General features: G+C 71.6%; 26 protein-coding genes and 1 pseudogene. 8 read left to right on the top strand and 19 right to left on the bottom strand.

Translation table 11 applies throughout. The features are described from left to right. Positions 1-721 precede the first annotated feature (721 nt). Together ACIA6T_RS32305 and ACIA6T_RS32300 are read left to right on the top strand one after the other, a co-directional pair. Positions 722-1003 (top strand): metal-sensitive transcriptional regulator, encoded by a 282-nt coding sequence (locus tag ACIA6T_RS32305; protein ID WP_018845516.1) that lies wholly within the window; start codon positions 722-724, stop codon positions 1001-1003. A gap of 610 nt (positions 1004-1613) precedes the next feature. Continuing rightward, a pseudogene (locus ACIA6T_RS32300) lies at positions 1614-1976 on the top strand (DsbA family protein); the annotation flags it as partial. A gap of 73 nt (positions 1977-2049) precedes the next feature. On the opposite strand, the gene ACIA6T_RS32295 reads toward ACIA6T_RS32300, so the two are convergent. From ACIA6T_RS32295 to ACIA6T_RS32275, 5 genes are all read right to left on the bottom strand, one after another. Next, positions 2050-2625 carry a rhodanese-like domain-containing protein gene (locus tag ACIA6T_RS32295; RefSeq protein WP_399450073.1) on the bottom strand — a complete coding sequence of 192 codons (576 nt, stop codon included), beginning with the start codon at positions 2623-2625 and terminating at the stop codon, positions 2050-2052. 184 nt (positions 2626-2809) lie between these two features. Continuing rightward, positions 2810-3553 (bottom strand): sulfite exporter TauE/SafE family protein, encoded by a 744-nt coding sequence (locus ACIA6T_RS32290; protein WP_399450072.1) that lies wholly within the window; start codon positions 3551-3553, stop codon positions 2810-2812. Beyond that, positions 3550-3915 carry a rhodanese-like domain-containing protein gene (locus tag ACIA6T_RS32285; protein WP_399450070.1) on the bottom strand — a complete coding sequence of 122 codons (366 nt, stop codon included), beginning with the start codon at positions 3913-3915 and terminating at the stop codon, positions 3550-3552. Before ACIA6T_RS32285 ends, ACIA6T_RS32290 begins: the two co-directional genes overlap by 4 nt. A gap of 36 nt (positions 3916-3951) precedes the next feature. Then, positions 3952-5316 carry a rhodanese-like domain-containing protein gene (locus tag ACIA6T_RS32280; protein WP_399450069.1) on the bottom strand — a complete coding sequence of 455 codons (1365 nt, stop codon included), beginning with the start codon at positions 5314-5316 and terminating at the stop codon, positions 3952-3954. Positions 5317-5629: 313 nt separating this feature from the next. After that, positions 5630-5761, bottom strand: a complete 132-nt coding sequence (locus ACIA6T_RS32275; protein WP_399450068.1) for a hypothetical protein — start codon at positions 5759-5761, stop codon at positions 5630-5632. A gap of 365 nt (positions 5762-6126) precedes the next feature. On the opposite strand from ACIA6T_RS32275, the gene ACIA6T_RS32270 reads away from it, so the two are divergent. After that, positions 6127-6270: an HAD hydrolase family protein gene (locus tag ACIA6T_RS32270; RefSeq protein ID WP_399450067.1), complete on the top strand. Its 144-nt coding sequence runs from the start codon at positions 6127-6129 to the stop codon at positions 6268-6270. Between the two features lie 136 nt (positions 6271-6406). Here the strand turns inward: ACIA6T_RS32270 and ACIA6T_RS32265 are convergent, their stop codons facing one another. The 7 genes from ACIA6T_RS32265 to ACIA6T_RS32235 form a co-directional block, all read right to left on the bottom strand. Further along, positions 6407-6691, bottom strand: coding sequence for an FAD-dependent oxidoreductase (locus tag ACIA6T_RS32265; protein WP_399450090.1), 285 nt, complete (start codon positions 6689-6691; stop codon positions 6407-6409). Between the two features lie 502 nt (positions 6692-7193). Continuing rightward, positions 7194-7460 (bottom strand): metal-sensitive transcriptional regulator, encoded by a 267-nt coding sequence (locus ACIA6T_RS32260; protein ID WP_210921691.1) that lies wholly within the window; start codon positions 7458-7460, stop codon positions 7194-7196. A gap of 41 nt (positions 7461-7501) precedes the next feature. Then, positions 7502-7858: a thioredoxin gene (gene trxA / locus ACIA6T_RS32255; RefSeq protein WP_399450066.1), complete on the bottom strand. Its 357-nt coding sequence runs from the start codon at positions 7856-7858 to the stop codon at positions 7502-7504. Between the two features lie 171 nt (positions 7859-8029). Beyond that, positions 8030-8890, bottom strand: coding sequence for a sulfite exporter TauE/SafE family protein (locus ACIA6T_RS32250; protein ID WP_399450065.1), 861 nt, complete (start codon positions 8888-8890; stop codon positions 8030-8032). A 5-nt stretch (positions 8891-8895) separates the two neighbouring features. Continuing rightward, positions 8896-9477, bottom strand: coding sequence for a rhodanese-like domain-containing protein (locus tag ACIA6T_RS32245; protein WP_399450064.1), 582 nt, complete (start codon positions 9475-9477; stop codon positions 8896-8898). Beyond that, positions 9474-10877: a rhodanese-like domain-containing protein gene (locus tag ACIA6T_RS32240; RefSeq protein ID WP_399450063.1), complete on the bottom strand. Its 1404-nt coding sequence runs from the start codon at positions 10875-10877 to the stop codon at positions 9474-9476. The genes ACIA6T_RS32245 and ACIA6T_RS32240 overlap by 4 nt, the downstream gene beginning before the upstream one ends. Further along, complete coding sequence (locus tag ACIA6T_RS32235) at positions 10874-11236, bottom strand: rhodanese-like domain-containing protein (RefSeq protein ID WP_399450062.1); 363 nt, start codon at positions 11234-11236, stop codon at positions 10874-10876. Before ACIA6T_RS32235 ends, ACIA6T_RS32240 begins: the two co-directional genes overlap by 4 nt. Before the next feature lie 566 nt (positions 11237-11802). Between ACIA6T_RS32235 and ACIA6T_RS32230 the strand changes: the two genes are divergently transcribed. After that, positions 11803-12099, top strand: coding sequence for a hypothetical protein (locus ACIA6T_RS32230; RefSeq protein WP_399450061.1), 297 nt, complete (start codon positions 11803-11805; stop codon positions 12097-12099). A 98-nt stretch (positions 12100-12197) separates the two neighbouring features. Here the strand turns inward: ACIA6T_RS32230 and ACIA6T_RS32225 are convergent. Further along, positions 12198-13060 (bottom strand): IS5 family transposase gene (locus tag ACIA6T_RS32225; RefSeq protein WP_399450060.1). Its coding sequence is split into 2 segments (ribosomal slippage): positions 12198-12701 and positions 12704-13060, totalling 861 coding nucleotides; the frame shifts between segments, so codons are not numbered across the junction. A gap of 42 nt (positions 13061-13102) precedes the next feature. Next, positions 13103-13930: a helix-turn-helix domain-containing protein gene (locus ACIA6T_RS32220; protein ID WP_399450059.1), complete on the bottom strand. Its 828-nt coding sequence runs from the start codon at positions 13928-13930 to the stop codon at positions 13103-13105. Positions 13931-14195: 265 nt separating this feature from the next. On the opposite strand from ACIA6T_RS32220, the gene ACIA6T_RS32215 reads away from it, so the two are divergent. Both ACIA6T_RS32215 and ACIA6T_RS32210 read left to right on the top strand, forming a co-directional pair. Then, on the top strand, positions 14196-14471 hold the full coding sequence (locus ACIA6T_RS32215) for a hypothetical protein (RefSeq protein WP_399450058.1): 276 nt from the start codon (positions 14196-14198) through the stop codon (positions 14469-14471). 771 nt (positions 14472-15242) lie between these two features. Continuing rightward, positions 15243-16439, top strand: a complete 1197-nt coding sequence (locus tag ACIA6T_RS32210; RefSeq protein ID WP_399450057.1) for a cytochrome P450 — start codon at positions 15243-15245, stop codon at positions 16437-16439. Positions 16440-16611: 172 nt separating this feature from the next. On the opposite strand, the gene ACIA6T_RS32205 is transcribed toward ACIA6T_RS32210, so the two are convergent. The 3 genes from ACIA6T_RS32205 to ACIA6T_RS32195 all read right to left on the bottom strand — a co-directional run bounded on the left by ACIA6T_RS32205 (position 16612) and on the right by ACIA6T_RS32195 (position 20807). Next, positions 16612-17346, bottom strand: coding sequence for a D-Ala-D-Ala carboxypeptidase family metallohydrolase (locus ACIA6T_RS32205; RefSeq protein ID WP_399450056.1), 735 nt, complete (start codon positions 17344-17346; stop codon positions 16612-16614). Positions 17347-17835: 489 nt separating this feature from the next. Further along, complete coding sequence (locus ACIA6T_RS32200) at positions 17836-20148, bottom strand: FdhF/YdeP family oxidoreductase (protein ID WP_399450055.1); 2313 nt, start codon at positions 20146-20148, stop codon at positions 17836-17838. Positions 20149-20186: 38 nt separating this feature from the next. Next, a complete protein-coding gene (locus ACIA6T_RS32195; protein WP_399450054.1) occupies positions 20187-20807 on the bottom strand; it encodes an SRPBCC family protein in 621 nt (206 codons plus the stop codon). Positions 20808-21391: 584 nt separating this feature from the next. Here ACIA6T_RS32195 and ACIA6T_RS32190 point away from each other — a divergent pair. Next, a complete protein-coding gene (locus ACIA6T_RS32190; RefSeq protein WP_399450053.1) occupies positions 21392-21925 on the top strand; it encodes a 2'-5' RNA ligase family protein in 534 nt (177 codons plus the stop codon). 160 nt (positions 21926-22085) lie between these two features. Here ACIA6T_RS32190 and ACIA6T_RS32185 read toward each other — a convergent pair whose 3' ends face one another. After that, entirely contained in the window at positions 22086-22907 is an 822-nt protein-coding gene (locus tag ACIA6T_RS32185; protein WP_399450052.1) for an NmrA family transcriptional regulator, read from the bottom strand. An 87-nt stretch (positions 22908-22994) separates the two neighbouring features. On the opposite strand from ACIA6T_RS32185, the gene ACIA6T_RS32180 reads away from it, so the two are divergent. After that, positions 22995-23414, top strand: coding sequence for a winged helix-turn-helix transcriptional regulator (locus ACIA6T_RS32180; RefSeq protein ID WP_399450051.1), 420 nt, complete (start codon positions 22995-22997; stop codon positions 23412-23414). Here ACIA6T_RS32180 and ACIA6T_RS32175 read toward each other — a convergent pair. Then, on the bottom strand, positions 23317-23889 hold the full coding sequence (locus ACIA6T_RS32175; RefSeq protein ID WP_399450050.1) for an STAS domain-containing protein: 573 nt from the start codon (positions 23887-23889) through the stop codon (positions 23317-23319). The two genes, ACIA6T_RS32180 and ACIA6T_RS32175, sit on opposite strands and share 98 nt — an antisense overlap. Positions 23890-24002: the final 113 nt, after the last annotated feature.

The following is a 24002-nucleotide window of genomic DNA, read 5'->3' as shown; positions in this document are numbered from 1 at the left end:
GCAGCCTTCCAGTACGAGGCCGGGCAGGGGAGTTGCGGCACGCCCACAATGGATGCACCGGGCTGCGCCGACCGATGCAGCGTGCGGCGCAGGACCTGAGCGACCGGTACCGGATCCCGTGCGAGCTCACTGAACCCCCGCTCGCTCGCGACGGATGCGACGGTGGTCCGATGACGGTGGCCCGATACCGATCCGGTGCCTGCCTACCAGGAGGCCGACGTCCGTCTGCTGCCGTGCGCTCACACGCCCTTGGCCGGGCGGGGCTCGCGGAGCGGGAGCACCTCGCCCGGCTGCTCACCGCCGAGGCCGCGGCCGCCGCCAGACGCGCGGCCGCCGTCCGTGTTGATCGCATCCACACCGTCTCCGACGGGCTCTCGTGGTCGGGTTTCTGCTTGCGGCAGGGGTTCACCCGTCCGGCGCAGTAGATTGCGTTCCGAGGCGCGTGATGGGCGCGTGTGTATGTGGAAGCTGCGGAAAGTGCGCTGTGCACCACCCGGTGTTGAGGTGAGATGTTGCGCGCTCTGCGGCTCGGGGTCTCTCAGCTCATGATGTCCCGGTTCCGGCTTCTTGGGCTTGCGCTGCTCGGGGACGGCGTCATTCACAGTAAGTAGTTGATTTCGCTGTGCTGTTTCCATCTGTGCGAGACCACTGCCGTCTGACCGAGCTTGGGATCGCCTCTCCGGATGAGATACCCTGCAGGGTATCCAGAAGGGGTGTGGCTGTGGAACTGGCGATGGCTGCTGAGGAACTGAAGACGGTGGTCAACCGGTTGCGGCGGGCGCAGGGCCAGATCGCCGGTGTGATCAAGATGATCGAGGAGGGGCGGGACTGCGAGGACGTGGTCACGCAACTCGCGGCGGCGTCCCGGGCGCTGGACAAGGCGGGCTTCGCGATCATTGCCACCGGTCTGCAGCACTGCCTGACGGATGCGGACATGGCCGCTTCCGGTGACCGGGAGCAGATGCGGGCCCGTCTGGAGAAGTTGTTCCTGTCTCTGGCCTGAATGCGTAGCCTCACCGGACTGCTCGGCATGCCGGGTAAGAGCGTCGTTCAGCGCGAAGGCGGCTCCCGGGCAGCAGGGCGACGCCGAAGAGGGCCCGCAGCTCGAACGGCGCCACGGTGACCAGGGCTGAGACGGCAAGGGCACTTTCTTCGCCGACCTGGACGGCCAGGGGCCGGAGCGAATGACCCGGGGCGGCCATGTCCATGAACAGGGCGCAGGAGCGGTGATGATGCGAGCAGCACACGGGTGGGCGCACGCTCGGTTTCGTGGTGTGCTGGCTCTGCTCGTGGGCGTGGTGGCGCTGTTGTGCGTCTTCGGGCACGTGGAACGTGGAGGGCCGGACACACCGCCGTCCAGCGCGGAGCACGTGCACGTTCCTACTGTTGCTGAACCGTCGGACGGCGCAGCGGCGCCGTGCGGCAAGAAGGTCATTGCTGATCACAGCGCGCAGCGAGCCGAGAGTCCTCCGCCGTCTTCTTCGTGCCCCGGTCCTGCGTCCCCGCACACCGATCCCGCACCTTCCGTGTCACAGCACTCCGGCGTGCTGGCGGGGGGACCGGCTCCGCCGCCGACGACACTTCACTCCGTTCTACGGATTTAGACCGGCCTGTTGGCCCTCGGGCGTACGGACGCCCCGGTGGTGGTGATCGAGTACTCCGACTTCCAGTGCCCGTTCTGCGGCCGGTCCGCCCGCGAGACCAAGCCCGAACTGCTGCGCTCCTACGTGGACAAGGGAATCCTGCGCATCGAATGGCGCAACTTCCCCCTCTTCGGCGAGGAATCCGAGCAGGCCGCGCTGGCCGGCTGGGCGGCCGGACAGCAGAAGAAGTTCTGGGAGTTCCACGACGTCGCCTACAGCAGGCCACGCGAACGCAACACCGGTGATTTCGGCGCCGAGAACCTCATCGCCAGGGCCCGCGAGGCGGGAATCGCCGACATCGAGCGGTTCCAGGCCGACATGACGAACGATCAGTGGAGCGCCTTCGGCCGCACGCTTGACGTGCGTTGAGGAGGGAACCGGATCCGGCCCCTCCTCAACGGGCGGCTCAGCGGTCGCGCAGTGCGGCCAGGGTGTTGTCGAGGTCGGCGGCGCGGGGACGATTGTGGGGCAGCCTGGCGAGCACGGCGGCCATGCCGCAGGTGTTGGTGAGGGCGGAGAAGACCAGGCCGCCCGCGATGCCGGCGGAGACGAGCTGGAAGGCGGGGTGGACGACGAGGCCGAGCAGCAGGCCGAGCAGCACGATCGTTCCCGCGGTGAACCTCACTTGCCGTTCCATGCCCCAGGCGGCACGCGGGGTGCCTTGTGGGCGGTGGAGTTCGTGGCCTTCGGCCGCCCAGGCGCCGGTGCCTCCCGTCAGGGTGGCGGCGGTGACGCCGTTCTTCGCGAGGATCCCGCAGGCGCTCTCGGAGCGAGCCCCCGAGGCGCATACGACCAGGACGTCACCGCGGTCGGCGGCGTGCCGGAGGTCGGGCAGCGCACGCTGGATCTGGTCGAGAGGGATGTTGAGCGCGCCGGGGAGGTGACCTCCGGCGTATTCGCCCGGGGTGCGCACGTCGATGACGGTCAGTTCGTGCAGGCGGGTGCGTGCCTGGTCGGTGGTGAGGGCGGTGGACGTGGTCATGGGAGAGGTCATCCTTGCGTGTCGACGGTGCCCCCGGCGGGGGCCCTGTTGTCATGCGGGGTCGGAGGGAGCTTGATCTGACGGGAGCCGGACTGCGGGCCGTAGCGGCGTCCGGTCGGCATCGGGGTGGGTCGCCGGCGCGGTGCGGGCCGGGACGAAGAACACAGTCGGCGAGCCTTGCGTCTCAGACGATCACGTCGACGAGCATGAACACCGCCACTGCCAGCAGGACACCGGCGAAGATTTTCTGGAGGGTGGTGCCGGAGATCTTCGTCGCGAGCCGTTTGCCGTCCCAGGCGCCGAGGATCGCGGCTCCGGTGAAGGGCCCGATGACCTCCCAGTGGAGGCCGGTGCCGGTGCCGGTGCGGGCGGCGAGCGCGGCGAGCGAGTTCACGGTGATGACGAGCAGGCTGGTACCGACCGCCTGCCGCATCCGTAGTCCCAGAACGCTGACGAGGGCGGGCACGGCGAGGAACCCTCCGCCGACCCCGAGAAGCCCGGTCACGGCGCCCAGCCCGGCACCGGTACCGGCCGCCTTGCCGGGACGGATCCGGTGCGGCGGCTCGGCCGCGGAGGGACGCAGCATACGCAGGGCCGCCAGTGCGGCGATGACCGCGAACGCCGCGGTCAGTACCGCCTGGGGCAGGCGTCCGGCGACGGCCCCGGCGAGGAAGGCGGGGACGATGCCCGCTGCGGCGAACAGCGCCCCCGTCTTCCAGGCCACATGTCCGTCGCGGGTGTGGGCGTACAGGGCGGTGAGCGAGGTGGCGGTGACGATGATCAGACTGGCCGTGGTGGCCGCCGCCGGGGTGAATCCGAGCAGGTAGATCAGCGCCGGTACGGCCAGGACGCTGCCGCCACCGCCGAGGGCTCCGAGGGCCAGACCGATGACGGCCCCGGCGAGAAGGGCGAGAACGAGCACGGTCACGCTATCTTGCCGCTGTTCCCGCGTTCGCCGACGACCGGGTACCCGGCGGCGGCCCACGCGTTCATGCCGCCCTCGACGTCCACCGCCTGCGCCCCGCGCTCGGCCAGGAGCTCGGCCGCCTGCTGGGAGCGGTGACCGCTGCGGCAGATCACCATCAGGGGGCGCCCCTGCGCCTCGGCCGGCAGGGCGCCGCCGGCGAGCAGTCTTGTCAGCGGTACGTGGACGGCACCCGGGGCGTGACCCACAGTCCACTCGGGCTTCTCACGGACGTCCAGCAGGACGACCTCGGGCTGATCGCCGCTGGTGCGGCTGCGTGCCTCGTCGACCGTGACGCGTGCCCCGGTTCGGCGAAAGAGGAACATCACACGCTTCCTTCCTTACAGGCGGAACGGTTGCTCTCAGTCAAAAGCCAGGGACAGCCCGGCATCCGCCGCGGCGTCGAAGCCGTCGTCGACGGCGACCACGTCGCGGCCGGCGGCGTCGAGCAGGGAGGCGGCGATCGCCGCGCGCATCCCGCCCGCGCAGTGCACCCATACGGTCCCGGGCGGCACTTCGCCGATGCGGCCGTGCAATTCGTGAATCGGGATGTGGACCGAGCCGTCGATGTGGCCGCCCGCGCGCTCGGAGTCCCGTCGTACGTCCAGGACGACCACGCCGTCGCCGCGCTCGTGGACGTCGGCGAGGTCGGCGAAGCGGGCGCGGGGGAAGGAGACGAGCTGCTCGCCCTCGCGGACCCAGCCGGCCGGATCACCGGTGGCGGCGGCGGCCGGGCGGTCGATGCCCACCCGCGCGAGTTCGCGCTGCGCGTCGGCGATCCGCTCCGGGGTGTCGGCGAGCAGGGTGACGGGCTTGCCCCACGGGATCAGCCAGGCCAGGTAGGTGGCGAGTTTGCCCTCGCCCTCGAAGTTGAACGCCCCGGCCACGTGTCCCTCGGCGAAGGCGACGCGGCTGCGCAGGTCCACCACCCACTCGCCCGCGGCCAGCCGGGCGGCGATCTCGCCCGCGTCCGCGCGCCTCGGCGGGGTGAGGTCGACCGGTGCGGGGCCGGCGGCGTTGGCCGGACCCATGTGCGCGTAGTAGGCGGGTACGTCGTCCAGGCCCGCGAGCATCCGGGCGACGAAGGTGTCCACGTCCAGGTTCAGCGCGTCGTTGGTCTTGCGCTCCGCACCGATCGTGGTCGCGTCCCCCTCGGCCTGGGAGGAGGAGCAGAAGCTGCCGAACCCGTGGGTGGGCAGCACCGGCACCTCGTCGTCCAGCTCGTCGGCCAGGCGGTGGGCGGAGGCGTGCTGGGCACGGGCCAGCTCCTCGGTCAGCCGCGGCTCGACCAGGTCCGGGCGGCCCACGGTGCCGATCAGCAGCGACCCGCCGGTGAACGCCGCCACACCGCGCCCGTCCTCGGTGAGGGCGTAGGAGGTGTGGTGAGGGGTGTGCCCGGGGGTGGCGATCGCGCGCAGCACCAGGCCCTCGTCCACCGTCACGGTGTCGCCGTCGGCGACGGGGGTACGGGGGAAGGACACACGAGCCCCGGCCGGCACCAGGTACCGGGCGCCGGTGACGCGGGCCAGCTCCAGGCCGCCGGTGACGTAGTCGTTGTGCACATGGGTCTCGGCCACGAGAGCGATGCGCACCCCGCGACGGGCCGCTGCGGCGATGACCTGGTCGATGTCGCGCGGCGGGTCGACGACCACCGCGGCGTCGGGTCCGCCGGCCAGGTAGCTGCGGTTGCCCAGGCCCTCGAACTCCAGGGTGTCGACAAAGAACACGGCTCACCTCTCCTCTCGAACGATGTACCCCGGGGGGTATCTGACATCCACACTAACACCTATACCTAGGGGGGTATTCCGTCGGTCGGGAACCCGCTTCGGGCAGCCGTCAGGCAGACCGTTTCTCGGCGGCAGGTCACGGCCTGCCGGTCAGCGGGCCTGCGCCCGGGCGGCGGCCGCCCGGTGACTGCCGCGTGGGCGGCGGGGAAGGGCGGGGCATGCCTGCCCCCCCCCGGTGCGGGCCCGCCGGGTGAGAGCGCCACGGCCTCGTCCTCGTGCGAGGCGCTCCCACCTTATGGAGGGCGGTGCGCCGTCAGTGGGCGGCCAGGCCCTGCGTGGCCGAGGTGACGAGGTCGCTCTTGACGAGGCGGTCTTCGTCGGTGACGGCCGATGCCCATGTGTCGGTGGTGGTGACCGCGGCCCAGTTCGAGTGCAGCAGTGTCATCAGGGTCTCGTGGACCTGTCGCTCGCTGCGGCGTGCGGGTTCGCCAGTGCCGTGACCTTCCGGCAGAACTTCACCGCGCACTACGCGACCACACCGACGTCCTACCGCCACCGCTTCACCGATCGCACCCGGACGAACGGCTCTGCTCCAGGAGCCCCCGGCCCCGCCCTGGACGGACATGCAGAAAGCGCCACGTCCGTCGCGGAGGCATGAGGTTCGAAGCCGCTCTCCGGCGTCCTCTTCCGCCCCGCCGTCCCAGCGCTGCGCCGGCGCACGTGCGGCGGCCGTCTGGGACCTGGCGAGGCCGCCTTGGCGGCCAGTAGCCAGTAGATCGTGCACGATGTCGGCTCGATACGATCTCCGTCGTGATCGCCTGCACTGCCCGCACCACGGTCTTCGACATCGACGGCACGCTCTGCTTCGACGGCCGGACGATCGACCGCCGGATCTTGGCCGCCATCGAGACGTGTGAGCGCGCTGGTCACCAGCTGGTCTTCGCCTCCGCCTGACCTGTCCGCGACCTTCTGCCCGTCCTCGGCGGGGCCTTCCCCGGCGCCACACTGATCGGCGGGAACGGCAGCATTGTCTCCGTCGACGGCCGCGTTCGGGCGCGGGGCCGCGTTCGAGGCGGGCGACCTCGGCAAGCTACTGGTCGAGGCCGACCGGTTCCGGGCGGGCTACCTCGCCGGCGGCCCAGATCCGCGGGTGGGCGGTGCGCTGGTGCTCGTCGACGACGACCTCTCCGGCGGGGCCGGTCTCCAGGCCGGCGGCCTTGAGGTCGAGCGGGTCCGTCGCGGACCGGCGGCCGGTGGCGACGAGGAGGCGCTCGGCGGACAGCGTGCTGGTGCCCGTGCCGTCGCCGACGGTGAGGACGATCTGGTCGCCGGAGGGTGCGACGCGCACCGGCGTGACACCGGTATGGAAGGAGATGCCTTCGTCCGTGAGGGCCTCCTCCAGTGCGGCGGAGGCGGCGGCATCCTCTTCTCAACGGCACGGCATCGACTGGCTCACCCGCTCAGCACCACGGGCGGGTCAGATGGGTGGCGCCGGTGAGCGTCGCGCACAGTTCGGGGGCGGAAAGCTGCTGAAAGCTCCTGAGGCACGGTAGTGGCGGTAACGCCACGCAGCCCTCCGCCCCGGTCGCCGGCCCGGTGTCGATCCCCTGCCGCGCAGCGCGGCCCACGGCCGGTGACCCGGAAGTGGCTTCGTCGGCGGACTCGCGACGGCGGTTGTTCACGACTGGGGGAGGCCTCCGAAGTGCCTCCCGAAGCGCTGTGAAAGCGCTGCTGTTCAACGTGTGGAGAGCCACGCGGCGAAGGCGCGAACGCTCCCGGTGGGCAGTGGCAGCCCGCCGGTCACGGAAGTGGTGAGGACGGTAGGGGTACAGGGAGGTGCTCTACGGGCGCCCTCGCTTGACCGGGGCGGAAGCGCCTCAGGAGAGGGAGAGGAAGAGCTTCTCCATCTTCTGGGTGTCGAGGCTGTCGGCGCCGCCCTCCTGGGTCAGGCACTGCTTGAGTCCGCTGGCGACGATGGCGAAGCCGGCGCGGTCCAGCGCGCGGTTGACCGCGGCGAGCTGGGTGACGACGTCCTCGCAGTCGCGTCCTTCCTCCAGCATGCGCACGACGCCGGCGAGCTGGCCCTGGGCGCGCTTGAGCCGGTTGGCGGCCGACCGTACCTGGTCGGCGGGGAGCTGGACCATGGGGTGTTCCTCTCGAAGGGCCGGCCGGGGGTCGGCCGTGGTCACTGGGCGGCGAGGGAGGCGCGGACCTCGTTCATGTCGAGCCCGCGGACGGCGGTGATCAGCTGGTCCAGGGCCTGCGGTGGCAGGGCGCCGGGCTGGGAGAAGACCAGGACGCCTTCGCGGAAGGCCATCAGGGTGGGGATCGAGGTGATGTCCGCGGCGGCGGCGAGAGCCTGCTCGGCCTCGGTGTCGACCTTGCCGAAGACGATGTCGGAGTGGGCCTCGGAGGCCTTCTCGTAGACGGGGGCGAACATCCGGCACGGTCCGCACCAGGAGGCCCAGAAGTCGACGAGGACTATGTCGTTGCCGGTGACGGTCTGCTCGAAGTCCGCGGCGGTCAGCGCGACGGTGCTCATGGAACGGTCCCTTCCGTTTCGCCGGAGTCGGGTGGTTGATACCCCCTGGGGTACATAACGCCGGAATGGGGCGGGGCATTCCGCCCGACACGCCACTGCCCGGGCATACCGCTGCCCCGGCGCACCGAGGAAACGGTGCGCCGGGGCAGCGGTGGGCCCGGGCGGGGAGTGTCAGGTGCGGTGCACAGCGCGTCGCAGCGGACAGCGGGCGACGAAGCCGTAGCAGACGCCCACGCCGGCGCCCAACGAGGCGAGGGCCGCCAGGAGTGGGACGGCGATGTGGGCGGGGGCCTGCTGGACCAGGACGAAGGTGCCCATGGCCAGCACGAACCAGGCGAAGAGCCGGGACAGGACGTGGGCGGGGACGTGTCCGGCCAGCCGGGCCCCGGCGAGGCTGCCGACGACCGCGAACCCGGTGACGGCCAGGGTCAGGGTCCAGTCGATCTGCACGGTCGAGAGGTAGCCGGCGAAGCCCGCGGCGGACTTCATCGCGATGACCAGCAGGGAGGTGCCGACGGCGACCGGCATGGGCAGGCCGCCCAGCAGGGCCAGGGCGGGGACGACGAGGAAGCCGCCACCCGCGCCGACCAGGCCGGTGGCCAGGCCGACGGCAGCGCCGTCCAGCAGGACCCGTCCCACCGGGAGCTGCTGATGAACCCGGTCGGGGCCGGCGCCTCGCCGGCCGCGGAGCATGGCGGCGGCGGTGACGATCATCATGACCGCGAAGGCGATCAGCAGGACGACGTCGGGGATGTGGCCGCCGATCAGTCCGCCGGTGTAGGCGCCGGCCATGCCGGCCGCTCCGAACAGGACGCCGGTGCGCCAGCGGACCCGTCCACCGCGGGCATGGTTGATCATGCCCACGGCGGAGGTGACGCCGACGACGAACAAGGAGGTGGCGATGGCCTCCTTGGCGTCCATGCCCGCGACGTAGACCAGCAGCGGCACGGTCAGGATCGACCCGCCTCCCCCGAGCAGACCGAGGGAGACGCCGACCAGCAGCGCGAGGACCAGGACGAGCGTCAGCGTCATGACGGTCACCTGCCGTCGGCGAGCTGGGCGACTGCCTTGCGCGGGTCGAAGGACGGTGTGCGGTTCCACGGCATCTTCGACAGCAGCACGCCCATGGCACAGGTGTTGCTGATCGCGGCGAAGGCCAGTCCGCCGCCGACGAACGCGGACAGCGCCTGCATACCGGGGACGGCGAAGCTGCCGAGGGCACCGACCAGCACCAGGGAGCCGGCGACCAGGCGGACCTGGCGCTCCATGTCCCAGCGTTCCTGGCCGTAGTTCGTCGGGGCGCCGGACTTCTCCCAGGCGGTCATGCCGCCCGACAGGACGGCCAGGCCGGGGAGCCCGGCCTCGGCGAGGGCGCGTTCGGCCTGGCCGGCCCGCTGGCCGGAGCGGCACACCAGCACCACGTCGGTGTCCAGGTGCCGGGTCAGCTCCTCGCGGTGCTCGCGCAGGGTGTCCAGCGGGACGTTGTAGGAGCCGGGGATGTGCGCGCCCTCGAACTCGGCGGGGGAACGGACGTCGAGCAGCCGGGGCGGATTGGCCGAGTCGAGCTTGGCGCGCAGTTCGTCGATGGTCAGGCTGCGGGGGGTGGTGGAGGTGGTCACGCGTTGATCTCCTGTCGGTTGTCGCGGGGAGCGGGGATGTCGGAGGGGAGGGAGCACAGCCCCAGGTCGAGGGCGTTGTCGAAGCTGTCGTCGACGGCGACGACGTCGCGGCCGCGGGCGTGGAGCAGCGCGGCGACGACCCCGGCGCGGTAGCCGCCGGCGCAGTGCACCCAGACACGGCCCGCGGGGATCTCCTCGAGGCGGCCCGGCACCTCGTGGACGGGGATGTGCACCGTGCCGGGGATGTGCGCCTCGTCGCGCTCCTGGTGGCGCCGCACGTCCAGGACGACGAACCCGTCGGCGCCGTCCAGGGCGGCCTTGAGGTCGCCGAAGGTGGCGCGCTCGTAGGCGGCCAGGGGCTCACCGCCGGCCCAGTGCTCGGGACCGCCGGTGGCCATGGCGGCCGGGCGGTCGATGCCGATGCGGACCAGCTCGCGCTGGGCCTCGGCCACGTCCGCGGCACTCTCGCCGAGCAGGGTGAGCGGGGTGCCCCACGGGATCAGCCAGCCCAGGTAGGTGACGAACTGGCCGTCCAGGCCGAAGTTGAGGCTGCCGGCCAGGTGCCCGGCGGCGAAGGCGGTGCGGTCGCGCAGGTCCACCACCCACTCGCCGGCCTCGATCCGGCGGCGCAGTTCGGCCGGGTCCGCCACGGACGGCGCGGACAGGTCCGGCTTGCCGGGCTCGCCGGAGTTGGCCGGGCCCATGTGGGCGTAGTAGGCCGGGTAGGCGTCCAGGCCCGCCAGGAGCTGCTCGACGTAGGCCTCCTCGTCGGCGGTCAGCGCGGTGTTGGTCCGCTTCTCCTCGCCGATGGTGCTGGCCAGGCCGGTGGCCTGGGTCGCGGAGCAGAAGGAGCCGAACCCGTGGGTGGGGTAGACGGCGGTCTCGTCCGGCAGTTCCTCCGCCAGCCGTCGCGCCGAGCGCCACTGTGCGCGTACCAGGGTGTCGGTGTGGTCGGGACCCAGCAGGTCGGGGCGTCCGGTGGTGCCGTACAGCAGGGAGCCGCCGGTGAACACCGCGACCTGCTCCCCGCCGGCCTCCAGGGCGTAGGACAGGTGGGTGTGGGTGTGTCCCGGGGTGTGGATCGCCCGCACCCGCAGGGTGTCGCCGACCTCGATCACCTGCCCGTCGCGCACCGGGGTCCGCTCGTAGGAGACCTCGTCGTCGGCGTTGACCAGGTACTGCGCGCCCACCTCGCGGGCCAGGGCCAGGCCGCCGGTGACGTAGTCGTTGTGGATGTGCGTCTCGAACACGTGGGTGATCCGCACGCCGGCGGCGTCGGCCAGCGCGGTGACGCGGTCGTAGTCGCGCTGGGGGTCGACCACCAGGGCCACGGAACCGTCGTGGGCGAGGTAGGTGCGGTCACCCAGGCCAGGGGTCTCGACGGGCAGAACGGTGATCATCGCGTCTCCTCGGAGGTGGAGGTGGCGGGGGCGGTGGGCGTGCCGGGCTCGTCACCCGTGACCGCGGGGTGGCCCGCGTCGATCCAGGCGGCGGTGCCGCCGCTGACGCTGTGGGCGTCGTAGCCCAGGCCGCGAAGCAGAGAGGTCGCCTGTGCGCTGCGGCCGCCGCTCTGGCAGATCACGTGGACCGGTCGGTCCTTGGGCAGTTCGGCGAGGGCCAGCGGGAGGTTGGGCAGCGGTGCCGACCGGGCGCCGGGGACGTGGCCGGCGCGGTACTCGCCGCTGTTGCGGACGTCGACGACGAGGGCGCCCGCGGCGTGCGCCTCGGCGAACCTTTCCTGGTCGATCTCGGGAACCATGCGGGGAACTCCTGCTCAACTTGTCTTCAGAAATACCCTGGGGGGTATGTCTGAGCTCAACCGTAACAGGATCCGGTTTATGCCCCGGGGGGTATCCGGGAGTGGTGCGCCTCACATGCCAGGTCTCCGGCGCCGTCACGGAACGGGAAGGTGGCGGGTCGCTGCGCCACTCCGGGAGGGAGCCTGTGCGTGGTGCCGCTGACCGGTCTTCTGCGCCCGGCGATCCTCATGTCGTGGAGGTGGACCGCTGTCATGACCTCCGCGGCGTCCCGGTTGCCCGCGCCGTCTCCCGACCCTGTCTCGAGACCGGGACGGTTGCGGCCGGGGAGCGGCCCGGCATCCACTCGGGTGCGACCTCGGGGTGCCGCTCGGGTGCGACCTCGGGGTGCCGCCGCTCCCGGCCGCGGGTGGTGTTTGCACCGACCCGAGCGCGGCGCGAATGACGTCTTCACGATCCACGGGGGCATACCCCTGGCGGTATGCCCTGTCGTGGCTCCCGCATTGCGGTATCGCCTTACTGAGCCCTCACGATGACAGTGCCCTCTTCGCACCACAGAGCGGGTTCCGTGCTGCGTTGGGTTCTGGTGCTGGTCTCGTCCCTGTGCGCTGCCGGGCAGTCCGCGGCGGAGCCCGTCCGCGCCGAGCCGGCCTCCGCCGCGGCCGACGCACGGTCCGCCGCGGGACCCCTCGTAAGCAAGGTTGCTGCGGAGTGGGGAAGCGTCGATGTCCACCAGGCGGCCGGCTCCTCGTCGTCGGACGCCGGGCACTGCGGCAGGCAGGCCACCTCCGACACCGCCGTCGCCCGCGACGGCTCCCGTCCGCGCCGCTGCCGACGCCGGAACGCGAGGAGCACCGGACACTGACCGCGCCTGTCCCGGGGCCCCGCATCCGGGGGCCGGGATGCGCATCCCTCGCACCCGATCCGGTACAGCTCTCCGTCCTGAGGATCTAGGGTCCGTCTTCAAACGGATCTTGCCCAGAGCAGGAACGACGCGAGGCTGACCGCTGCCTCGTAGGAGGTGGCGGTCTTGTCGTACCTGGTCGCGATCCCGCGGAAGCCCTTGAGCCGGTTGAAGCAGTGCTCGACGGTGTTGCGCCGGCGGTAGGCCTCTCGGTCGAACGAGGGTGGCCTACCGCCACGGCGGCCCCGGTTCAGCCGGTGGCGCTGCTGGTCGGCCTTCTCCGGGATGGTGTATGCGATACCGCGTCTGCGCAGGTAGGCGCGGAGGCCGCGAGAGCTGTAGGCCTTGTCGGCGATGACCTGGTCGGGTCTGCAGCGAGGTCGGCCAGGACCGGTGCGCGGGACGTGAATGCGTTCGGGGAGGGGGCGTGCGCAGATGCTGTCGTGGCGTTGGTCTGGGGTCAGCAGGATCGCGAGGGGGCGGCCGCGGCCGTCGCAGGCAAGGTGGATTCTGGTGGTCAGTCCGCCTCGGGATCGACCGAGGGCGTGATCGTCCGGTTTGTCCGGCCGCTGGATCCCCCTTTTCGGCCGGTGGCGGCGGCGTGCTGGTGGGCGCGGACGATGGTGGAGTCGATCTGGACCAGCCAGTCGATGTCACCGGCCGCGTCGGCGTGGGCCTGGATCTGCTGCAGGGCTTGAGTGAACACCCCGCCGGGGGCGTAGCGGCGGAAGCGGGTGTACACGGTCTTCCATGGCCCGTAACATTCCGGCAGGTCACGCCAGGAGATCCCGGTCCGGATCTTGTAGACCATCCCGTTGACGACCTGCCGGTCCGACACACGCGGCCGCCCCGTCGCGGCCCGCGGTATCAGCGGAGCGAGCAACTCCCACTCCTGGTCAGTGAGTTCATGACGACGTACCACCCCACCATGGTCTACCACCCGGATGATCTTTGAAGACGGACCCTAGGACGTGCAGAGGGGCAGGACGGTGGTGAGTTGGTTGAGGTGGTCGGGGTGGACGCGGATCCCGGGGAGCCAGACGTGTTTTCCGTTGTGCGTGACCTGGATCCAGATACTGGTGTGTTTGTGGTCCTCGTCGGTGATGGTGACGCCGTTGGCGATGGTGCAGTGGGCTGGGAGGAGGTCGTGGTGCCAGACGCGGCCTGCGGAGTTGGTGGTGTTGTAGGGGCGGTAGGGGCTGTAGGCCAGGGACAGGGCGCAGTAGTGCGTGCGCGGTTCCTGGCACTTCTTTTCGACGTTGTGGACGACGACGCCGGCACTGCTGCCTGCGCCGGCTGCGGCGCCCGGCGTGGGTGTGGTGCCGGGCCCGCTCTGGGCCGGAAGCCGGAGCAGCAGGCCTGTCACCAGCCCACCGGCCACGACGGAGGAAGCGGCTGTGGCGATGATCCGGCGGCGGGACCACGGCCTGAGCAGCCGGCGCCGCCGGACCGGGCGGGGCCCGGCTGAGGATCCGGCAGCCTCGTCGCGGTCGCGGTCGCGGTCGCGGTCGCCGTTGCCGACGGTGGCTGGTTCGTCGTGGTGGGCGGGGTCGGCTGCTTCCCACAGGGCGCGGTACTCGGCGGGGTCGGCGCCCAGTGCCCGGCACAGGTCCCGCACCACGGGCCAGGCCGGCACGGTTTCGCCGCGGAAGTAGCGGGAGAGGGACGAGTCGCTGATCCGGACCCGGGCCTCCAGGCCGCGCAGTGTGAGCCCCGATCGCTGCTGCAGGCCGCGCAGGGCGCCTCCCAGCTTCCGTGCTGCCGCGCGGGGGTCCGGTTGTTGGCCGGTCATCGATCGGGCCTTTCCGCGAAGGGGGCAACCGCGTCCCCGCCGGCTGTCCCATGTCCCGGGACGGGGGCGTCCCAGCAGGTCAGGACTGTATTTATCCCGACATCGATGAAGCAACCGGGATCCGGTTGTAGGAGTGCCGTTTCCTGCGCAAACTCGGCATACCGGCTGAGCGGATCACCCTCGAGGGTGAGCGTGCCGGTCCTCATGGCCGTGTCGGCGGATGCCGCGCGGACCGACCCGAACCCCTACCGGAAGGATCTTCACCATGCGTGTACGCACCGCACTGTCCGCCTTCGCAGCCCTCGCCGTCGTCGGACTCGGCAGCCTGGGCGCGGCGGCGCCGGCCGTCGCCGCACCCGGCGCGGCATCCCACCAGGTGTCCGCCGTCCAGGCGGCCGACGGCCTCGACGTCCACCGCGGCAAGTACATGACCCTGGGCGGCTGCCAGACCGCCGGTCAGCAGGGAATCGACCGCGGTCACTGGGACCGCTACCAGTGCGCCGAGGGCACGTTCTTCTGGAACCTGTGGACCAACCGCTGAGCATGTGACGCTGCCGGTGGCCTCCTCCGCTCACGCCGGAGGAGGCCACCGACGGCCCGTCACTTCCGGCGGGCCACCGTCGGGCGACCCGCCCGCCCCGCGGCCCGGCTCCCGGCAGCAGGCCCTGCAGCGCGCCGCGCCCCGGCTCACCGTCGACGACGGACGCCCGGCACCAACACCGTGGGGCCGGCCGACCGCAGGCTCTCCCGCCCTCTTGCGATGGGCGAACTCCAGCCCGGCGACCTCGTCATCGACGCCACCGGCGACGACAACACCCGCCACGTCGTCATCTTCGAGGAGCGGAACGACGCCGCCCACCGCTCCCGCACGGCCTACGGACAACGCGGCGTGCACGGCACCAGTCACCGCACACTGACCTACGGGCTGACGACGGGAAGCCAGTACGAGGCCCACCGGCTCCCGTACGGAAACCGACACCCGACCGGTCGCACCGACGCGCCCACAGCCTTCCGCGCGCCCGATATTCGCCTCCCTTCAGTGGCGACAGGAGCTACAGTCGGTGGGCGGTCAGGTGTTGATCCGAGGGGGCGGACCATTACCGGAACCATGAGTCGGCGGCATCCGGCGTGCACGCGCCCACGGCCCGGCCGAAACGCGTTCCTCCACGGCGCCGCACACGCCGGTGGACGACAACCGCCGGCCGCTTCCCGAGTGATCCCCTCCCTGCCGCCTCCGCGTCGCCATGACGTTCGCGCCCGGGTCACTGCGGCGTACGACTCCTTTTCCCGGAATCAGTCAGGTGGTATTCCCATGAGCGTGGTCGACCTCGCGGCGCTCGGCGAGTCCTTCACCCGCGACCCCTACCCCGTCTACGCCCGACTGCGGTCGCAGGGCCCGGTGCACCGCGTTCGCATGCCGGAAGGAGGCGCGGAGGCCTGGCTCGTCGTCGGATACGAGGCCGGACGCGCCGCTCTCGCGGACCAGAGACTCTCCAAGGACTGGAGCAAGGCCTCACCCTCCCTTCCCCTCGGCGCCATATCCCCCGGCACGCATATGCTCAGGGCCGACCCGCCGGACCACACCCGGCTGCGCAAGCTGGTCGCCCGGGAGTTCACCACGCGCCGCGTCGAGGAGCTCGCCCCGCGCATCCAGGAGACGACGGACACGCTCCTGGACAGGATGCTCGCCGCCCCCGGCGGGCGCGTCGACCTCGTCGAGGCGCTGTCCTTCCCGCTGCCCATCTCCGTGATCTGCGAACTCCTGGGCGTGCCGGACCTGGACCGGGAATCCTTCAGGGCGTGGTCGAACGACGCACTCGGCGCGGCCGACCCCGAACTGCGTCAGGCCGCGGCGAAGTCGATGGCGCATTACCTGGTGGAGCTGGTGGGGCGCAAGCGGCAGCAGCCCGGTGACGATCTCATGAGCGGGCTGATCCACAACTCGGAGGACGACGGCGACAGGCTCTCCCACGAGGAACTCCTCGGCATGGCCTGGCTGCTGCTCGTGGCCGGCCACGAGACCACCGTGAACCTCATATCCAACGCCGTCCTCGCCCTGCTGACCCACTCGGAGCAACTGGCCGCTCTGCGCGCGGACCCCTCCCTCGTCGACGCAGCCGTCGAGGAGGCGCTGCGCTACGAGGGACCGCTGGAGACCCCCACGTTCCGCTTCACCACCGAACCGGTGACGATCGGTGACACGGTCATCCCCGGAGGGGGCGAACTCGTCCTCGTCGCCATGGCCGATGCCAACCGCGACCCCGAACGCTTCCCCGAGCCCGACCGCTTCGACATCCTCCGTGACGCCCGCGGCCATGTGGCGTTCGGCCACGGCATCCACCACTGCCTGGGTGCGCCGCTGGCCCGGCTGGAGGCGCGCATCGCCCTGCGGACGCTGCTGGAACGCTGCCCGGACCTGGCCCTGGACGTCCACCCGGCGGCGATCACCTGGCGCCCGGGAATGATGATCCGCGGTCCGCGCAGCCTGCCCGTACGGTTCGCCCGGTAGGACGGAGCGGCCACGGGGCTGTCATCCCGCTGATCCGGCGTGGCCCGCCGGATCAGCGGGCGGGCCCGGCCGTTGAGGAGCCCGGTCTTCGTGTCGACGTCTTCGGTGACCTACGGGCCGGCGTCGTAAGGCTCAGGGGAGGACGGGCCTGCCCCTGTTCGTCCTCGGTGGGTCAGATGCCGCAGGTGGGGGCCGACCAGTACGGTGACGGGTCGAAGGCCACATGGGTGTGGTCGTTGTGGCCCGGGTAGCCGGGGCCGAGGATTTCCGAGAAGCCGTGCGTCCTGGACTGCTGGGCGAGGCGGCACAAGGACGGCGAGCCGACGAGGTCGGCCGCGTCGCCGTAGAGGTGACGGCTGGTGGCGGAGCCGCCGACCGCGTTGTTGCACGCGCGGGAGCGGAAGCCGCTGGAGACGGTGATCGGGACGTCGCCGAGGGCGTGCCGCATCGCCTCCAGCTTCCACATGGTCTTGAGCGCGTTCGACTTGGCGGTGGCTGCGGAGACCGCGCCGCCGGACCAGTCGGAGTTGCACTTGTTGAGTTCGGCGTAGCTGAAGTGGACGGGCGTGCAGTCGGCGTCCTGGAGGGCGTAGATCTTGCTGAAGGTCGCGGGTCCGGCGATCCCGTCCGCGCTCAGTCCGTATGCGGCCTGGAACTTCTTGACGGCGGCGGCGGTCCGTGCGCCGTACTGGCCGTCGTAGGAGAGCCGTTCGCCGGAGGTCACCCAGCCGGCGACCCGGATCTGGAGTTGGGTCACGTCGCTGCCGGAGGACCCCTGGGAGAGGGAGCGGTTCCAGGTGTAGCAGGAGTCGGCGTGCGCGGTGCCGGCGGTGACACCCACCCCGACCACCACTCCGGTCGTGAGCATGACAAATGAGAGAAGCAAGTGTGACACGCGTCTGAACATTCCGGCCTCCCGACCGTCGAGCCGTTGAGTCGACCACAACCGGAGCCCAGAGTGCGACAACGAGCTACGCGCGTCAATGGCGCCCTCCGCGCGGAGCGAAGCCGACGTTCCCGCGTCCGCGCGCGCCCGGTGGGAGAGCTCGGGAGAGCGGTACGTCGAGGTGACGTTCCCGCGTCCGCGCACGCGGCCGGCGCCCGGCCGCCACCAGCACCGGCCCGGTCGTCGGGCCCCCGGCCCGCTTCGGCTCCACCGCCGCGCCCGGCACCACGTCTGCGAGACCGGGACCCCGCGCCCGATGCCGCCCGGCCCACGTCGGTGACATCGGTGCCTCCCTCGCCCCGGGACCCGGACCCGTTCCTCCGCCGTCCCGGCCGCCCGCATGCCCCGTCCCGCGGGTTCCTCCCGACCTGCTGGGGGCACGTGGCCCCTGCCGGCAACGCCCGACGGGGCCCGCTGTCGTCGCGGGTCCCGTCGGGATCGTGCCGCCGGTCAGGCGGGTGCGGGCTGTGTCCGGTCGAGGGCGGGTTCGAGGCGGACGACGATGCCCTTCGACGTGGGCTGGTTGCTGATGTCGGCGACGCTGTCCAGCGGCACCAGGACGTTCGTCTCCGGGTAGTAGGCGGCGGCCGATCCCTTGGCGGCCGGGTAGGACACGACCTCGAAGTTCTCGGCCCGGCGCTCGGTGCCGTCCGCCCAGACGCTCACGAGGTCGACGCGATCGCCCTGGGCGAGGCCGAGTTCGGTCAGGTCGGCAGGGTTGACGAGCACGACGTGGCGGCTGCCGTGGATACCGCGATAGCGGTCGTCGTTGGTGTAGGGGACGGTGTTCCACTGGTCGTGCGAGCGCAGCGTCTGCAGCAGCAGGTGACCCTCGGGCGCCCGGGGGACCACGCGCTCGTTGCAGGTGAACAGGGCCTTGCCGACCTTGTTGTTGAAGACGCCCTCGTTGACCGGGTTGGGCAGTTGGAAGCCCCCGGGGCGGGTCACCCGTGCGTTGAAGTCGTGGAAACCCGGCACGATGCGGGAGATGCGGTCGCGGATGGTGCCGTAGTCGCCCTCGAACGTGGCCCAGGGGATGTCCGCCCTGCCGTCCAGGGTGCGGCGGGCGAGCCGGCACAGGATGGCGACTTCGCTGAGCAGCAGCGGGGAGGCCGGTTCGAGGCGGCCCTGGGAGGTGTGCACCTCGCTCATCGAGTTCTCGACGGTGACGAACTGCTCGCCGTCGGCCTGGACGTCACGCTCGGTGCGCCCCAGGGTCGGCAGGATCAGCGCGGTGTCGCCGCAGACGGTGTGCGAGCGGTTGAGCTTGGTGGAGATGTGGGCGGTCAGCCGGCACGAACGCATGGCCTCCTCGGTGACCTCGCTGTCGGGAGCGGCGCGGACGAAGTTGCCGGCCAGGGCGAGGAAGACCTTGACGCGGCCCTCGCGCATCGCCTTGATCGCGTTCACCGAGTCCAGGCCGTGCGGGCGCGGCGGATCGAAGCCGAACTCCCTCTGCAGGGCGTCGAGGAAGATGTCCGGCATCTGCTCCCAGATGCCCATGGTGCGGTCGCCCTGGACGTTGCTGTGGCCGCGCACCGGGCAGGCGCCGGTGCCGGCGCGCCCCAGGTTGCCGCGCAGCATCAGGAAGTTGACGATCTCCCGGATGGTGGGCACGCCGTGCTTGTGCTGGGTGATGCCCATGGCCCAGCAGACGATGACGCGTTCGCTCCGCAGGACCTCGTCGCGGACCTTCTCGATCTCCTCGCGGGACAGTCCGGTCGCCGTGCGCACGTCGTCCCAGTCGACGGTGCGGGCGTGCTGGGCGAACTCCTCGAAGCCGGTGGTGTGGGCGTCGATGAAGTCGTGGTCCAGGACGGTGCCGGGCCGGGCGTCCTCGGCCTCCAGCAGCAGGCGGTTGAGGGCCTGGAACAGGGCGAGGTCGCCACCGGGCTTGATGTGCAGGAAGCGGTCGGCGATCTGGGTGCCGCGTCCGACGACCCCGCGCGGTTTCTGCGGGTTCTTGAAGCGCCGCAGCCCGGCCTCCGGCAGCGGGTTGACCGCCACGATCCGGCCGCCGCCCCGCTTGGCCTCTTCCAGAGCGGTGAGCTGACGCGGGTGGTTGGTGCCCGGGTTCTGCCCGACCAGGAAGATCAGGTCGGCATGGTGGAGATCGTCGAGGCTGACGGTGCCCTTGCCGGTGCCCAGGGTCTCGCTCAGGGCGAAGCCGCTGGATTCGTGGCACATGTTGCTGCAGTCGGGCAGGTTGTTGGTGCCGAAGGCGCGGGCGAAGAGCTGCAGGACGAAGGCGGCCTCGTTGCTGGCGCGGCCGGAGGTGTAGAAGACGGCCTCGTCGGGGGAGGCCAGCGTCCGGAGCTCCTGCGCGAGGACGCCCAGGGCGTCGTTCCAGCCGATGGGCTCGTAGTGCTCGGAGCCGGGCCGCTTGATCATCGGCTCGGTGAGCCGTCCCTGCTGGTTGAGCCACATGTCGGAGCGGGCGGCGAGGTCGGCGACGCTGTGCTCGCGGAAGAAGTCGGCGGTGACCCGGCGCGTGGTGGCCTCGTCGTTGATGTGCTTGGCGCCGTTCTCGCAGTACTCGTTGCGATGGCGCCGGCCCGGGGCCGGGTCCGCCCACGCGCAGCCGGGACAGTCGATCCCGCCCACCTGGTTCATGGCCAGCAGGTCCACCCCGGTCTTGCGCGGGGAGGTCTGCTCCAGGGAGTACTCCAGCGCGTGCACGACCGCGGGGACCCCGGCCGCCCACTTCTTCGGCGGTGTCACGGAGAGGGTGGTCTCCGGCTCCTCGCCGGGCGGATTCTGCATCGGTTCGCCTCTTCTCTTGCCGTGGTCCGGTACGCGGGTCAGCCGACGGGCCACTGGGCCACGCGGCTCCTGGGCGGTTCCGGACGATCGTGCTGCACGCGGCCGTTGCGGATGGTGCCGCGCCAGGCCCCGCCCTCCTGCCCCAGCCCCTCGATGAACCGCTTGAAGTTCGTGAGTTCGCCGCGCACCAGCCGGGCGGTCAGCCGGACGGCCCTGGACGAGCGGGTGAGGATCCTCGCGGCTCCCCGCGGTTCCAGGAGCATCCGGACGGTGATCGCGGTGCCGCCGGACTCCGTCGGCCTGAACTCGACCTCGCCCTGGTGGGAGGGGTTCTGCTCGAGACCGCGCCAGGCCAGGTAGGCGTCGGGGTCCTGCTCCACGATCTCGACCGCGAAGCGGTGGCGCAGGGGCCCGTAGCCGATGGTCCAGGTGGTCACCGCGGGCCTGATCTGCTCGACGCCGCGCACCACGGTCGAGAAGCGCGGGAAGCTCTTGAACTGCGTCCACTGGTTGTACGCCGTCCGTACCGGCACCGCGACCTCGACCGTCTCCTCGACGTGCCGCTCCCGCAGCGGCCGGCGGCGCGTGACGCCGTCACCGTCCGTAGGCATCCCCGGCGTGTGCGGCACGGCCTGCCGGGCGTCGTCTTCGTGCGCCATCGTGGTCTCTCCTCCGGTGGGGGAGCCGGGTGTGTGGGTACCCGGCCTCCCCTCGTGCGTCAGATCTTCTCTCCCGGTTCCCCCATCGCGCACTTCGAGTCACTCCGGTGCGTCCGTGTCCCGCGCGGTCCTGCGCGAGCGGCCGCCCTCGGCTCCACCCTGCGGAACCGGCCCGCGATCCGGGCTGCGACCTGCTCGGACATTGCCCGCCGACGGGCAGGGTCCACGCGGTGGCCCGCGGCCGCCGTCTCTTCGTCCGACCGCACGACACACGGTGATCAACGGTGGCCGCAGGCTTGCGGGAGTCCCGCACGGACGTGGAGGCCCTCGATCTCGCGGCCGCGTGACCGCGCCGCCTCCAGGACGCGTTCACCAGCGCAAGCCGACGACCACCCGCGCCCGCGCGGACCGCTGCGCGGAACGGGAGGATGCCGACGGAGTGCGCCCGGTGTGCGGGGGCGGCCCGGCGGCGCAGCAGCCCGACGCACCGCAGTCAGGGGCCGGCCACCCGATGAGCACCCGCCGAGTCCCCGGCCCGGCGGCCCGGCGGGGAACGCGCGGTCGGTCGCCGGTAGGCTGCGGTGGTGCGCACGGTCGAGCTTTTGTTGGACGAGGCCGCGGAGCTGGTGGTCCGGGAGGCTTGGCGGCGGCTCGCGGACGCGGGGCTGCCCAGTCAGGCACGCCACCGCTCACCGACCAACAGCCCGCACCTGACCCTGGCCACCTGCCCGGAGCTGACCGCCCCGATCCGCTGGGAGCTCGCCGAGGTGGCTGCCGCCCTGCCGCTGCCGGTGCGGTTCACCGGCGTGGTCCGCTTCGAGCGGCCCACCTCGGTGCTGGCCTGGGCGCTGGACCTCGACTCCGCGCTGGTCGGCCTGCACCGCCGGGTGTGGGAGGCGGTGGTCTCGGACAGCCCGTCCGAGACCCTCAGCCCGTTCCACGAACCCGGGCGCTGGAGCCCGCACATCACCCTCGGCCGTACCCGGCGCGCCGGTGCCTTCGCCGGCCGGCGGGTCCCCGAGTTGCTGCCGGCGCCGCCGTTGTCGGTCCGGCTCGCCACCTTGCGCAGCTACGACACCGAGACCGGCGCCCTGGAAGTACTGGGTCCCCGCCCCTGAGGCCTCCCGACGCCGGGGCCGGCGGGGGGAGCGGCGATCACCGGCACGATGCGATGGGTGATCTCAAGGGAGGTGAACCTCCGGCACGACTGCGGTGCGGGTGTCTCCCGAGACGGTCGTCGCGAGGACCCGGTCCGCTGCTCAGAGCGCGGTACGGCTGTCAGACGCTTGCTCTCGGGCGGGTGGCGGAGACGACCGCGACGGCCGTGGCCAGCGGGTCGCGGGCCGGGCGGCCGAGAAGGTCTGTGAGGTCGGGAGCGGTGCCGTCCAGGAAGCCGTGCCGGATGCCCGTGGCGATCGACGCGAGCATGGGCGGCTGGAACGGCAGGAGCCCCGGTGTCTCGTCCAGGAGCCTGCGCCGGTACTCGCCCAGGCCGATGACGTGGTGCGGAACCCCGAGCCGGTCGGCCACCCGGCCCGCCGTGACCGGCGTACCTACGAGGTCGTAGACGCGTCCGCTGTGTCCTGCCGGACTCACCGCGACGATCGCCGCGGCATCGGCGAGATCCTCCCGTACGACCGCCGCCAGGGCGCCACCCCCGAACGGGGACTCGATGCTGTCCCCGGCCCACATCAGCAGGCCGCCGAAGAGTTCGGCGTACAGACCGTTGCGCAGTACCGTCCAGGGCAATCCGCTCGCCCGTACGAGGCGTTCGGTGGCACGGTGCGCCGGCGCAAAACCGAGGTGGTCGCCGGCCGTGGTCAGGCTCGTGTAGACGACATGGCCGACGCCATCGCGGACGGCGGTGTCCAGGACCTTCGCGTGCCGCCCGACGACCTGGTCGTCCTCGGCGTAACCGGCGGAGATCAGCACCAGGGTCGACACCCCGGTGAGATCGAGATCAGCGTGGTCGTCGAAGTCGAGACGCCGCATCCCGTCGCCCGGCGTACGGCTTCCGCCCGTCGCCGCGACGCCGCGGGCCCGCAGCGCGGCGAGGGTGGCCGAGCCCAGGTTCCCGTTTGCTCCTGTCACCAAGATCATGTCAATCGCAGTCTTCCGTCGTGGTTCTCATCGGTCACTACGCTTGATCCTTGATCGCACGCAGACCGGCCACAAGAAGGCAGTTCGATGTCACTCACGCACACCGGGACAACCGCCCCCGCCGACCTCGACCCCTGCGGACGGGAGGATCACCCCGACTGCGGCATTCGCGACGTCCTGGACCGCATCGGCGAGAAATGGTCGGTGTTCGTGATCGTCGAACTTGCGAGCGGGCCGCGCCGGTTCCGCGAACTGCAGCGCGCCATTGACGGCATCTCCCAGCGCATGCTCACCCTCACCGTGCGCAGGCTCGAACGCGACGGCCTCGTGCTGCGCACCGTGTATCCGACCGTCCCGGCCCAGGTCGACTACCGCCTGACCGAGACCGGGGCCGGTCTGACCCACCTGGTCAAGGCGCTCGCCGACTGGTCGCTTGCCCACCGCGCCGACATCGCCGAGGCACGGCGCGCGTACGACCAGGATCATCCTGACCATGACATCCGCTGACCAGAACCGCTGCCGCCGGGTATCGGCCGCCCGGCGCGGACGCGCTGACGACGACGGCATGGCCCGTAACGGCTCCTGGACTCGAACTCGTGACGTCGGCACAGCCGGTCTGCTTGTCGGGCGAGCGCGGGGAAGGCGCCGGCGGGGGTGTGGTCACGGACCGATCTGCTCGGACGGCTGAGGGCGAGGGCTTCGGGGCGCTGCCGCAGCGGCCGACGGCGCTTGTATACGGGGTGCGTTTCTCTCGGGTTCTCAGCCCGGGAGTCAGCACATGAGCGAGCGGCCGGTGGGCGGTGAGGAGGATGTTGATGCCGCCGGAGTCCATGAAGGTGACCTGCCGCAGGCCGGCCACGATGCGGGACCGGCCGGTGGTGGAGACGTCCAGGGCCCGGCGGAGCGTCTCGCCGCTGTCGTGGTCGATCTCCCCGGCCGACGTCAGGACGCGTACGCCGTCGGCGGTGGTGGCGGTGACCAACGGTCCGCTGCCGGAATGCGGCGCTGGATCGGGGGAAGCCGCGCGGGAATGAGGGGCCGGGAGCCGGGTGCCTGGGTAGCGGCTCCCTCTCGGTGGTGGATCGAACGGTGTTG

It is taken from the genome of Streptomyces sp. NPDC051740, from assembly GCF_044453165.1.
In the GTDB taxonomy this organism is placed as follows: Bacteria; Actinomycetota; Actinomycetes; order Streptomycetales; family Streptomycetaceae; genus Streptomyces; species Streptomyces atrovirens.
This window is presented reverse-complemented; position numbering and strand designations above follow the sequence as displayed.

Excerpts from the sequence above, each read along its gene's own strand:
- ACIA6T_RS32295 (WP_399450073.1), bottom strand. The coding sequence starts at position 2,625 with ATGACCACGTCCACCGCCCTCACCACCGACCAGGCACGCACCCGCCTG.
- ACIA6T_RS32285 (WP_399450070.1), bottom strand. The coding sequence starts at position 3,915 with ATGTTCCTCTTTCGCCGAACCGGGGCACGCGTCACGGTCGACGAGGCA.
- ACIA6T_RS32275 (WP_399450068.1), bottom strand. The coding sequence starts at position 5,761 with ATGACACTGCTGCACTCGAACTGGGCCGCGGTCACCACCACCGACACA.
- ACIA6T_RS32260 (WP_210921691.1), bottom strand. The coding sequence starts at position 7,460 with ATGGTCCAGCTCCCCGCCGACCAGGTACGGTCGGCCGCCAACCGGCTC.
- trxA (WP_399450066.1), bottom strand. The coding sequence starts at position 7,858 with ATGAGCACCGTCGCGCTGACCGCCGCGGACTTCGAGCAGACCGTCACC.
- ACIA6T_RS32250 (WP_399450065.1), bottom strand. The coding sequence starts at position 8,890 with ATGACGCTGACGCTCGTCCTGGTCCTCGCGCTGCTGGTCGGCGTCTCC.
- ACIA6T_RS32240 (WP_399450063.1), bottom strand. The coding sequence starts at position 10,877 with ATGATCACCGTTCTGCCCGTCGAGACCCCTGGCCTGGGTGACCGCACC.
- ACIA6T_RS32235 (WP_399450062.1), bottom strand. The coding sequence starts at position 11,236 with ATGGTTCCCGAGATCGACCAGGAAAGGTTCGCCGAGGCGCACGCCGCG.
- ACIA6T_RS32220 (WP_399450059.1), bottom strand. The coding sequence starts at position 13,930 with ATGACCGGCCAACAACCGGACCCCCGCGCGGCAGCACGGAAGCTGGGA.
- ACIA6T_RS32215 (WP_399450058.1), top strand. The coding sequence starts at position 14,196 with ATGCGTGTACGCACCGCACTGTCCGCCTTCGCAGCCCTCGCCGTCGTC.
- ACIA6T_RS32210 (WP_399450057.1), top strand. The coding sequence starts at position 15,243 with ATGAGCGTGGTCGACCTCGCGGCGCTCGGCGAGTCCTTCACCCGCGAC.
- ACIA6T_RS32205 (WP_399450056.1), bottom strand. The coding sequence starts at position 17,346 with ATGTTCAGACGCGTGTCACACTTGCTTCTCTCATTTGTCATGCTCACG.
- ACIA6T_RS32200 (WP_399450055.1), bottom strand. The coding sequence starts at position 20,148 with ATGCAGAATCCGCCCGGCGAGGAGCCGGAGACCACCCTCTCCGTGACA.
- ACIA6T_RS32195 (WP_399450054.1), bottom strand. The coding sequence starts at position 20,807 with ATGGCGCACGAAGACGACGCCCGGCAGGCCGTGCCGCACACGCCGGGG.
- ACIA6T_RS32185 (WP_399450052.1), bottom strand. The coding sequence starts at position 22,907 with ATGATCTTGGTGACAGGAGCAAACGGGAACCTGGGCTCGGCCACCCTC.
- ACIA6T_RS32180 (WP_399450051.1), top strand. The coding sequence starts at position 22,995 with ATGTCACTCACGCACACCGGGACAACCGCCCCCGCCGACCTCGACCCC.